At 52.1% G+C, this 11,607-nt stretch carries 5 protein-coding genes, 2 tRNA genes and 3 rRNA genes; all 10 read left to right on the top strand.

Annotated features, from left to right (window positions below; translation table 11 throughout):
• The first annotated feature begins 8 nt into the window (after positions 1-8).
• The 10 genes from hisS to ACO05M_RS15230 all read left to right on the top strand — a co-directional run bounded on the left by hisS (position 9) and on the right by ACO05M_RS15230 (position 11,584).
• Positions 9-1,340, top strand: coding sequence for a histidine--tRNA ligase (hisS, locus tag ACO05M_RS15275; protein ID WP_421864718.1), 1,332 nt, complete (start codon positions 9-11; stop codon positions 1,338-1,340).
• 17 nt (positions 1,341-1,357) lie between these two features.
• Complete coding sequence (locus ACO05M_RS15270; protein WP_421864715.1) at positions 1,358-2,014, top strand: YfgM family protein; 657 nt, start codon at positions 1,358-1,360, stop codon at positions 2,012-2,014.
• Between the two features lie 2 nt (positions 2,015-2,016).
• A complete protein-coding gene (bamB, locus tag ACO05M_RS15265; RefSeq protein ID WP_421864712.1) occupies positions 2,017-3,168 on the top strand; it encodes an outer membrane protein assembly factor BamB in 1,152 nt (383 codons plus the stop codon).
• 72 nt (positions 3,169-3,240) lie between these two features.
• Positions 3,241-4,665: a ribosome biogenesis GTPase Der gene (gene der, locus ACO05M_RS15260; protein WP_421864710.1), complete on the top strand. Its 1,425-nt coding sequence runs from the start codon at positions 3,241-3,243 to the stop codon at positions 4,663-4,665.
• Positions 4,666-5,148: 483 nt separating this feature from the next.
• Positions 5,149-6,688: ribosomal RNA gene (locus ACO05M_RS15255) — 16S ribosomal RNA — on the top strand.
• Positions 6,689-6,902: 214 nt separating this feature from the next.
• Positions 6,903-6,979, top strand: a tRNA-Ile gene (locus tag ACO05M_RS15250).
• Positions 6,980-7,088: 109 nt separating this feature from the next.
• Positions 7,089-7,164: transfer RNA gene (locus tag ACO05M_RS15245), tRNA-Ala, on the top strand.
• Between the two features lie 214 nt (positions 7,165-7,378).
• Positions 7,379-10,270: ribosomal RNA gene (locus tag ACO05M_RS15240) — 23S ribosomal RNA — on the top strand.
• 166 nt (positions 10,271-10,436) lie between these two features.
• Positions 10,437-10,552 (top strand): 5S ribosomal RNA (gene rrf, locus ACO05M_RS15235).
• The 16S, 23S and 5S rRNA genes sit together here with 2 tRNA genes alongside, the layout of an rRNA operon.
• A 357-nt stretch (positions 10,553-10,909) precedes the next feature.
• Positions 10,910-11,584, top strand: a complete 675-nt coding sequence (locus ACO05M_RS15230) for an NnrU family protein (RefSeq protein WP_421864707.1) — start codon at positions 10,910-10,912, stop codon at positions 11,582-11,584.
• The last annotated feature ends 23 nt before the right edge of the window (positions 11,585-11,607 follow it).

Genomic DNA, 11,607 nt, shown 5'->3' with positions numbered 1-11,607 from the left:
TTTTTACCTTGGCAAAAATTCAAGCCATCCGTGGCATGAACGATATTCTCCCGGATCAGACTCCGGTTTGGCGTTATCTGGAAAGTACTGTTGAGCAGGTGCTGGGGCAGTACGCCTACAGCGAAATTCGTCTGCCTATAGTTGAAAAAACCGAGCTGTTCAAACGCTCTATCGGTGAAGTGACCGATATCGTCGAAAAAGAGATGTACACCTTTAACGACCGCAACGACGAAAGTCTGACCTTGCGCCCTGAGGGTACCGCCGGTTGTGTGCGAGCAGGCGAAGAGAATGGGTTGTTGTTTAACCAAGTGCAGCGGTTGTGGTACCGCGGGCCGATGTTCCGCTATGAAAAGCCCCAGAAAGGGCGCTACCGCCAGTTCCACCAGATCGGAGTCGAAACTTTCGGTATGGCCAGCGCGGATATCGATGCGGAGGTAATCCTGATGTCGGCGCAATTGTGGAAGCGTTTGGGATTGCTTGATCATGTAACATTGCAGATCAATTCGCTTGGGAGTAACGAAGCTCGTGCGGTTTATCGGGAATCTCTGGTCAGCTATTTGAATGAGCATTTTGATCAGTTGGATGATGACTCTAAGCGTCGTATCAAAAGTAATCCGTTGCGTGTATTGGATTCTAAGGATCCAGAAACTCAAGAAATTCTTAAGAAAGCCCCTTCATTAGAGGACTACCTAGATACAGATTCAAAGCAGCATTTCGAGCAGTTGTGTAGCTACTTAAAGGCGGCAGGTGTTAGTTTTGAGATAAATCCTCGCTTGGTGAGAGGGTTGGATTATTACTGCAAGACTGTTTTTGAGTGGGTCACAGATAGCCTTGGTGCCCAAGGAACTGTATGTGCCGGCGGTCGCTATGATGGCTTGGTCAAACAGTTGGGTGGGCGTCCTACTCCTGCTGTAGGCTTTGCGATGGGAGTTGAGCGCTTGGTGTTACTTCTGGAAACCGTTGGAGTTTCTAAATCTGTGAGGAAAGATAAGAACATATTTGTTGCTCCTGTTGACAAGGCATATAAGGAGCATGCGTTTAAACTTGCAGATCTGCTAAGAAATTCATCAGAGTCGTTTCATGTCGAATCTCATTTTTCAGGTTTGAAAAATATTAATTCAAAAGCTAAAGCTAGCGGAGCAGCGTTTTCAATACTCGTAGATGCTGAGTCTGTGAATCTGTGGAAGCATGGGGCCATTCCTGATAGAGAAAAATATGCTTTTTCGGTTTTGCGTAATAAGCTTGCAGAATTGTCGAGCAGTTATCATGTAGAAAAACTGGCTGGTGCTGGACTGTATGGTAAATACAGAATAGATCTGGAAAATTTGAGTCTTTTGTAAAGTTGGAGTTTATTTAAGTGTCTGAACTGAGAACCGAAGAGGAACAGGTCGAAGCGATCAAGAATTGGTGGAAAGAGAATGGTCGCTCTACCGTTATCGGTGTGGCGGTTGCGGTAATCGCTGTTTTCGGCTGGCGGGGATGGCAGGATCATCAGCGGCAAACGGCAGAGAATGCGTCGGTGCTGTATCAGTCAATGGTTGAGAAAGCCTTGGTCCAACCCGGACAGACGCTTTCGGACGAAGATCGTAAAAGCGCCGAGTACATGGCAAACCAGTTGAAGTCTGATTACCAGTCGACCGGTTATGCCCAGTATGCCGCGCTATGGCTTGCCAAGCTGCAAGCGGATCAGGGCCAGCTAGATGGAGCCAAGGCGGAGTTGCAATGGCTGCTTGAGCAGAAGCCGGAAACGCCGATTGCGCAGTTGGCGAAGCTGCGAATCGCACAGTTGCTGTTGGCCCAAGGTGATGCTCAGGCTGGTTTAAACCAGTTGGGTGGCGCACCGGAGAAGGGTTTTGAAGCGGCTTATTTTGAGCTCAAGGGTGATCTGCTGAATGCGCTGGGTCGTGAGGCCGAAGCGCGCCAGGCATATCAATCCGGTCAGGCTGCAGACTCCGGTAACGCCCGGCCGCTGATCGCAATGAAAAGCGGCGACTTGGCCGGTGCGGGTGAGTAACCATGAGCAAATTGAAATCCCTCGGTCTCCTGTTGCTGGTCGGTCTATTAAGCGGCTGTGGTCTATGGAGCAGCGAAGAGGAGATCGAGCCGGCTGAGCTGGAGCCGATCACTGCTGAGTACCAGTTGAAAAAACTCTGGTCCGCTCAAGTGGGAAGTGGGCTGGGTGAGAAATACCATCAGTTGCAGCCTGCGCTGCTGTCGAGCCGCATCTTTGCGGTGGATTACCAGGGTACCGTGGTTGCGGTTGAACGTGACAGCGGCAAGCTGGTCTGGAAGCGCGAACTGGAGCTGCCGATTAGCGGTGGCGTCGGTATCGGTAACGGTCGTGTGCTGGTGTCGGCCTACGATGGACAGCTGATTGCCCTGAGCGCGTTGGACGGCACTGAAGCTTGGCGCACGCGCCTGAACAGTGAGGCGACGGCCCCGGCCCAGGTTGCTTCCGGACTGGCGCTGGTGCAGACGATTGACGGTCAGGTCAGTGCCTTTGATAGCCAGAGTGGCGAGCTGCGCTGGAGCTATGCCGCTCCGGAGCCACTGTTGACCTTGCGAGGTGATTCGGCACCGCTGTTAACCGCGAATCGGGCCTATGTAGGCTTCTCCAGCGGCAAGCTGGCAGCATTAGACCTGGCGACCGGTGAGTTGATCTGGGAGTCGCTGGTCACCCTGCCCGAAGGTCGTTCTGAGTTGGAGCGCATCGTCGATATTGATGGCTCGCTGCTGCTGGATCAGGGGCTGATCTATGCCGGAAGCTACCAGGGTCGGATCAGTGCGATCAGCGAATCTGAAGGACGACGTTTGTGGAGTTCTCCGCTGTCGACTTTTCGCTCGCTGACACAGAATGGTTTGAATCTGTTTGCTGTCGACGCAGAAGGCTCGGTGGTGGCCTTCAGTAAGCGTAACGGTGACGAACTCTGGAAGCAGGAAGCACTATACTTCCGCCAGGTCAGCTCACCGACCGTGCTCGATGGTTTGGTTGCCGTGGGTGACTACGAAGGCTATATCCATCTACTGGACCCGATCGATGGTCATTTTGCCGGGCGTTACCGGGCGGATTCGTCGGCACTGCTATCGCCTCCGCTAAGTCGAGACAATGTGCTCTATACCCTTAGTGACGACGGTACGCTTTCGGCATTGCAGCTACAAAAGAACTGATTACTTAGATCGGTAACTGATTTGATCTGAGAGGGCTTTAAAGCCCTCTCTTTATTTATCTAGGACAAGAACATGGTTCCTGTGATCGCCCTGGTCGGGCGCCCCAATGTGGGTAAATCGACCCTGTTTAACCAGTTGACCCGTTCCCGTGATGCGCTGGTAGCAGACTACCCGGGCTTAACCCGTGACCGTAAGTATGGCCAGGGCAAAATGCTCGGTCGAGACTTTATGGTAATCGACACCGGTGGTATCAGCGGTGACGAGGAGGGGATCGATCATGTCATGGCCGAACAGTCGCTGCTGGCGATTGATGAAGCCGATGCGGTGATTTTTTTGGTCGATGGTCGTGCTGGGCTCAACCCGGCCGACGAAATGATCGCCAACCATTTGCGATTGACCGATAAGCCCTACCACCTGGTCGTCAACAAGACGGATGGCGTTAATCCCGATATTGCGATCGCCGACTTCTTTGAGTTAGGCCTAAGCCAGCCGTTGCCGATTGCTGCCTCCCACGGTCGTGGGGTGAAGAGCTTGATCGAGCTGGTGCTGGATGCGTTCCCGGAGTCTGAAGAGGCCCTGTCGGAAGAGGCGGATGAGAAAGGGATTCGTATCGCCGTTATCGGTCGGCCGAATGTGGGTAAGTCCACCCTGGTCAATCGGATGCTGGGTGAAGACCGGGTGGTTGTGTTCGACCAGGCTGGTACAACGCGGGACAGTATTTACATTCCCTATACCCGGCAGGAGGGTGAGGAAGAGGTCCCTTATACCCTGATTGATACCGCCGGAGTGCGCCGCCGCAAGAATATCAAGGAAGCGGTGGAGAAGTTCTCCATCGTAAAGACCCTGCAGGCGATCAAGGACGCCCATGTTGTTATCGCCGTCATGGACGCCCATGAAGGCCTGACCGAGCAGGATCTGCACATGCTGGGTTTTGCGTTGGAAGATGGACGGGCGCTGGTCATCGCGATCAACAAGTGGGATGGCATGAAGCCCGATGATAAAGAGGATGTGAAAAAGCAGATCGACCGCCGACTGGTGTTTGCGGACTTTGCCAATATCCACTTTATCTCGGCGCTGCACGGCTCCGGCGTCGGTAACCTTTATGATTCGGTAAAAGAAGCTTACCGTTCGGCGATGGCTAAATTCTCTACCAGCAAATTGACCAAATTGCTGGAAGATGTGGTGGCGGATCATCAGCCGCCGCTGGTTCATGGTCGGCGAATCAAGTTGCGATACGCCCACCAGGGGGGATCAAACCCGCCGTTGTTTATCGTTCATGGCAATCAGACCGATCAATTGCCTGATGCGTACAAGCGTTACCTGATCAACCGGTTTACCAAATACCTGCAGATTAAAGGCACCCCGGTTCGGTTCGAATTCAAGTCAAGCAAGAACCCCTTTGAAGGTAAAAAGAACGAACTGACACGCCGTCAGATTCAGAAGAAAGAGCGTATGGCGCAGTTCGTGAAGAAGTCGAAAAAGAAGAAAAAAAGCTAACTGAATTTGGGGCGATAAAACGACTTTGAAATTAATTGTAAAAAGTCGTTGACGGTAGTTCTAAGGTCTGTAGAATGCGCCCCCACGTTGCCGCTGAGGTGGCAGCGGAGTCGGCCTTCCAGCTGATGTTTCGATCTCGCTGGAAGCCCTTTTTTCAAGCGGTTTTTCGAATCAATTGTTCGGAAAACACAACGAAAAAAGATCGCAAAAAAGCGTTGACTCACGGGTTTTGAGATGTATAATTTCGACCCTCGCTTGAGCAGCCAAACGGCACGCCAAGCAACGCTCTTTAACAAATCGACCATGCAATTCGTGTGGGCACTTGCTGGGATAGGACAGCAGATATTCTTTTTGAATATCACAAAGACTTATCAAAGTAAGTGACTCGTGAATTCATACGACACTATACGTACTTACGTTTAGTTAAGTTATTCCAGTTTTACTTTGAGCAAAAATTCGTTGGCTTCGGCTAACAACTTTTTTGAACTGAAGAGTTTGATCATGGCTCAGATTGAACGCTGGCGGCAGGCTTAACACATGCAAGTCGAGCGGTAACAGGACTAGCTTGCTAGTTGCTGACGAGCGGCGGACGGGTGAGTAACGCGTAGGAATCTACCTAGTAGTGGGGGATAGCCCAGAGAAATTTGGATTAATACCGCATACGCCCTACGGGGGAAAGGAGGGGATCTTCGGACCTTTCGCTATTAGATGAGCCTGCGTGAGATTAGCTAGTTGGTGGGGTAAAGGCTCACCAAGGCGACGATCTCTAGCTGGTCTGAGAGGATGATCAGCCACACTGGGACTGAGACACGGCCCAGACTCCTACGGGAGGCAGCAGTGGGGAATATTGCACAATGGGCGCAAGCCTGATGCAGCCATGCCGCGTGTGTGAAGAAGGCCTTCGGGTTGTAAAGCACTTTCAGCGAGGAGGAAAGGGTGTAGGTTAATACCCTGCATCTGTGACGTTACTCGCAGAAGAAGCACCGGCTAACTCCGTGCCAGCAGCCGCGGTAATACGGAGGGTGCGAGCGTTAATCGGAATTACTGGGCGTAAAGCGCGCGTAGGCGGCTAAGTCAGTCAGATGTGAAAGCCCCGGGCTCAACCTGGGAACTGCACCTGATACTGCTTAGCTAGAGTTTGGTAGAGGGGTGTGGAATTTCCTGTGTAGCGGTGGAATGCGTAGATATAGGAAGGAACACCAGTGGCGAAGGCGACACCCTGGACCAAAACTGACGCTGAGGTGCGAAAGCGTGGGGAGCAAACAGGATTAGATACCCTGGTAGTCCACGCCGTAAACGATGTCTACTAGCCGTTGGGGAACTTGATTTCTTAGTGGCGCAGCTAACGCGATAAGTAGACCGCCTGGGGAGTACGGCCGCAAGGTTAAAACTCAAATGAATTGACGGGGGCCCGCACAAGCGGTGGAGCATGTGGTTTAATTCGAAGCAACGCGAAGAACCTTACCCGCTCTTGACATCCAGAGAACTTTCTAGAGATAGATTGGTGCCTTCGGGAACTCTGAGACAGGTGCTGCATGGCTGTCGTCAGCTCGTGTTGTGAAATGTTGGGTTAAGTCCCGTAACGAGCGCAACCCTTGTCCTTATTTGCCAGCGATTCGGTCGGGAACTCTAAGGAGACTGCCGGTGACAAACCGGAGGAAGGTGGGGACGACGTCAAGTCATCATGGCCCTTACGAGCGGGGCTACACACGTGCTACAATGGGCAGGACAAACGGTCGCGAAGCAGCGATGTGGAGCTAATCCGAGAAACCTGTTCGTAGTCCGGATCGCAGTCTGCAACTCGACTGCGTGAAGTCGGAATCGCTAGTAATCGTGAATCAGAATGTCACGGTGAATACGTTCCCGGGCCTTGTACACACCGCCCGTCACACCATGGGAGTGGATTGCACCAGAAGTAGCTAGCTTAACCTTCGGGAGGGCGGTTACCACGGTGTGGTTCATGACTGGGGTGAAGTCGTAACAAGGTAGCCCTAGGGGAACCTGGGGCTGGATCACCTCCTTAAACGAAGCTGCCGTTCTGGTAAGTGCTCACAACGAATTGCATGGTTGGATGTTTTAGAGAGCGCCATTCGATGTTCTATCGGATGGAACTTAGGCGAAGGATGTTTTGCTACAGGCAAGGCGCTGACCAAGAGAAAGAGGGAGTGTGCAAATAGCACATGACCGATTGAACGAAGGAAGCAACGTAGCTTGGAGTGAAACAAACGAGCATAAGTGGGTCTGTAGCTCAGTTGGTTAGAGCGCACCCCTGATAAGGGTGAGGTCGGTAGTTCAAATCTACTCAGACCCACCAATTTTGTGCATCTCGTCGTTGCAGCTTCACTCGCATAGCAGGCTATGCAGTCACGAAACTGCGCCTGGATCTGCGCAAAATTGGCACTTATTAAGCCTAGGGTTTTCATGGGGCTATAGCTCAGCTGGGAGAGCGCCTGCTTTGCACGCAGGAGGTCAGCGGTTCGATCCCGCTTAGCTCCACCATTTCTCAAGAAGCCAAAAGCTAATGATTAAACAGTTTGTTTATCCATTACCTTTTGTTTTCTTCGGAAAACACGCTCTTTAACAAAGTGGATCTGTGATTGAAGCAATCAAATTGAATCAGTTTAATTTTATTGTGTTCGATCAAGCGTTTATATCTGGCGATTAATATCGTATTAGTTCTGACTGATAACTTGAACACTGTTTTGGGTTATATGGTCAAGTGACTAAGCGTGCACGGTGGATGCCTAGGCAGTCAGAGGCGATGAAGGACGTTGTAGCCTGCGATAAGGTTCGGGGAGTCGGCAAACAGACTTTGATCCGGACATTTCCGAATGGGGAAACCCACCCGTCATAAGGCGGGTATCTTGACCTGAATACATAGGGTCAAGAGGCGAACCCGGGGAACTGAAACATCTAAGTACCCGGAGGAAAAGAAATCAACCGAGATTCCCTCAGTAGCGGCGAGCGAACGGGGATTAGCCCTTAAGCGTTTTGAGTTTTAGCGGAACACTCTGGAAAGTGTGGCCATAGTGGGTGATAGCCCCGTACGCGAAAAGGCTCTTAATGTGAAAACGAGTAGGACGGGGCACGTGAAACCTTGTCTGAACATGGGGGGACCATCCTCCAAGGCTAAATACTCCTGACTGACCGATAGTGAACCAGTACCGTGAGGGAAAGGCGAAAAGAACCCCTGTGAGGGGAGTGAAATAGACCCTGAAACCGTGTACGTACAAGCAGTGGGAGCGGTCCTTGAGACCGTGACTGCGTACCTTTTGTATAATGGGTCAGCGACTTAATTTCAGTAGCAAGCTTAACCGTATAGGGGAGGCGTAGGGAAACCGAGTCTTAATAGGGCGTCAAGTTGCTGGGATTAGACCCGAAACCGAGCGATCTACCCATGGGCAGGTTGAAGGTTGAGTAACATCAACTGGAGGACCGAACACACGTATGTTGAAAAATGCGGTGATGACCTGTGGGTCGGAGTGAAAGGCTAATCAAGCTCGGAGATAGCTGGTTCTCCTCGAAAGCTATTTAGGTAGCGCCTCGTGTCTCACCTTGGGGGGTAGAGCACTGTTTCGGCTAGGGGGTCATCCCGACTTACCAACCCGATGCAAACTCCGAATACCCAAGAGTGCAATCACGGGAGACAGACGGCGGGTGCTAACGTCCGTCGTCAAAAGGGAAACAACCCAGACCGTCAGCTAAGGTCCCAAAGTTACAGTTAAGTGGGAAACGATGTGGGAAGGCTTAGACAGCTAGGAGGTTGGCTTAGAAGCAGCCACCCTTTAAAGAAAGCGTAATAGCTCACTAGTCGAGTCGGCCCGCGCGGAAGATTTAACGGGGCTCAAACTGTACACCGAAGCTACGGATGCCACTTTGTGGCATGGTAGAGGAGCGTTCTGTAAGCCGTTGAAGCGGAAGCTGTAAGGCACCGTGGAGGTATCAGAAGTGCGAATGCTGACATGAGTAACGATAAAGGGTGTGAAAAACACCCTCGCCGGAAGACCAAGGGTTCCTGTCCAATGCTAATCAGGGCAGGGTGAGTCGGCCCCTAAGGCGAGGCAGAAATGCGTAGTCGATGGGAAGCAGGTTAATATTCCTGCACCTCAGATAAGTGCGATGGGGGGACGGAGAAGGTTAGGCTAGCGCGGCGTTGGTTGTCCGCGTTTAAGGATGTAGGTTTGGATCTTAGGTAAATCCGGGATCCTTTAAGACTGAGATCTGATGACGAGCTCTCTTTTGAGCGAAGTAGTCGATACCATGCTTCCAGGAAAATCCTCTAAGCTTCAGCTTATTTGAGACCGTACCCCAAACCGACACAGGTGGTCAGGTAGAGAATACCAAGGCGCTTGAGAGAACTCGGGTGAAGGAACTAGGCAAAATGGTACCGTAACTTCGGGAGAAGGTACGCCGGTTTTGGTGATGGGACTTGCTCCCTAAGCTGAGGCTGGTCGAAGTGAAATGGTGGCTGCAACTGTTTATTAAAAACACAGCACTCTGCAAACACGAAAGTGGACGTATAGGGTGTGACGCCTGCCCGGTGCTTGAAGGTTAATTGATGGGGTTAGCTTAGGCGAAGCTCTTGATCGAAGCCCAAGTAAACGGCGGCCGTAACTATAACGGTCCTAAGGTAGCGAAATTCCTTGTCGGGTAAGTTCCGACCTGCACGAATGGCGTAATGATGGCCACACTGTCTCCACCCGAGACTCAGTGAAATTGAACTCGCTGTTAAGATGCAGCGTACCCGCGGCTAGACGGAAAGACCCCGTGAACCTTTACTACAGCTTCACACTGAACTCTGAACCTACTTGTGTAGGATAGCTGGGAGGCTTTGAAACGTGGACGCCAGTTTGCGTGGAGCCAATCTTGAAATACCAGCCTGGTATGTTTGGGGTTCTAACCCAGACCCGTTATCCGGGTCGGGGACAGTGTGTGGTGGGTAGTTTGACTGGGGCGGTCTCCTCCCAAAGCGTAACGGAGGAGCACGAAGGTACCCTCAGCATGGTCGGAAATCATGCAATGAGTGCAAAGGCATAAGGGTGCTTAACTGCGAGACAGACACGTCGAGCAGGTACGAAAGTAGGTCTTAGTGATCCGGTGGTTCTGTATGGAAGGGCCATCGCTCAACGGATAAAAGGTACTCCGGGGATAACAGGCTGATACCGCCCAAGAGTTCACATCGACGGCGGTGTTTGGCACCTCGATGTCGGCTCATCACATCCTGGGGCTGAAGCCGGTCCCAAGGGTATGGCTGTTCGCCATTTAAAGTGGTACGCGAGCTGGGTTTAGAACGTCGTGAGACAGTTCGGTCCCTATCTGCCGTGGGCGTTTGATACTTGAGAAGAGCTGCTCCTAGTACGAGAGGACCGGAGTGGACGAACCTCTGGTGTTCGGGTTGTGTCGCCAGACGCATTGCCCGGTAGCTACGTTCGGACGGGATAACCGCTGAAAGCATCTAAGCGGGAAGCCTCCTTCAAGATAAGGTATCACCAGGGCCTCGAGCCCTCTGAAGAGCCGTTCAAGACCAGGACGTTGATAGGCTGGGTGTGTAAGCGTTGTGAGGCGTTGAGCTAACCAGTACTAATTGCTCGTGCGGCTTGACCATATAACGCCAAAGCGGTGTTAAGTTGGCACTGATACGAAACAAGCTAGATATAAACGATCGACACGTTGAACTGATTCAAGAGACTTCAATTAAGTTCGCAGAAAATTGCTCCTGCATTTTCTGCACTTCCGCCATCCATGGCGGGCGGATTCACTTACCTTTTTTGCTTGGCGACCATAGCGATTTGGAACCACCTGACCCCATCCCGAACTCAGCAGTGAAACGAATCAGCGCCGATGGTAGTGTGGGGCTTCCCCATGTGAGAGTAGGTCATCGCCAAGCGCCTAATACGAGAAACCCCTAGCACGCTGTGCTAGGGGTTTTTTCGTCTTAGCGGCTCTGACCTACAGCCGGTATGTGAGAGTAGGGCCACGACGGAAACAGACGAAGCGAGGCTTTGTCCCGGTTTTACGCCCCGGGCCTAACGGCCCCGGGGACTTCCATCGCCAAGCGCCTAACGATAACTCTCCTAGCAGGCTCTACTAGGTTTTGTGAACAGGCTCGCTCGGCAGTTAGGCCTTTAACCAATCCCTTCTTTCTAGCTCGAAAGCCTGAATCCTAGCTCGATAACCTGAATCAATTGCCGATAATTGCTGTCCCAGTACAATTCAGCTATCGACAATCAATAACGAGGTTCCAGTGGCAGCTCTTCTTAGCGCGATTGTGGTTTTTATCCTTAGCCATATGATTCCGATGCGGCCTAAGTTCCGCCAGCCGCTGGAGCGGCGATTGGGGCGGGTGGGTTTTTTAATTGCCTACAGCATCCTGTCGTTGCTGATTATCGGCTGGCTTGGGCATGCGTTCGCGAAGGCGCCTTACGTGCAGCTATGGCCCTGGTCGATTTGGGCAGCCTGGTTGCCGGTCGTGTTGATGCCGATCGCCAGCTTTTTGATCCTGGCGGGCTTGAGCTCGAAGAATCCGTTTTCGTTAGGTGCCGGCGCGCAAGGCTTTGATTTATCAAGGCCGGGTATCGTTACTGTCAGCCGTCATCCGGTGATGTGGGGCTTGGTGCTATGGTCCGGCTCCCATATTCCCGTTAATGGCGATGTCGCCGGGTTGCTGCTGTTTGGCTTGATGCTACTGCTTAGCCTTGCCGGAACTCTCACTATGGAGCGTGTCAAGCGCCGTCGCTATAGCGATGAAGAGTGGGCTCGGATGCTGGAGAATACTGTCAATATCCCGTTTGCCTCGCCGCTGACGATTGATTGGCGAGGGATTGGTTGGTGGCGTGTACTGCTGGGAGCGGGATTGTATTTGGGACTGCTTTTTGCCCATCAGCCGGTTATCGGCATAGCTCCGCCTGTTTTTTACTGAGTGAATCAGTCACGACGTTGGAT

Origin of the sequence: Motiliproteus sp., from assembly GCF_965230735.1 — a bacterium.
Classification (GTDB): domain Bacteria; phylum Pseudomonadota; class Gammaproteobacteria; order Pseudomonadales; family Balneatricaceae; genus Motiliproteus.
The sequence above is the reverse complement of the archived record's forward strand: the minus strand, read 5'-3'. Positions and strand labels throughout refer to the sequence as shown.

Bases quoted from the DNA above. Each gene is read 5' to 3' on its own strand.
- bamB (WP_421864712.1), top strand. From the start codon at position 2,017: ATGAGCAAATTGAAATCCCTCGGTCTCCTGTTGCTGGTCGGTCTATTA.
- der (WP_421864710.1), top strand. From the start codon at position 3,241: ATGGTTCCTGTGATCGCCCTGGTCGGGCGCCCCAATGTGGGTAAATCG.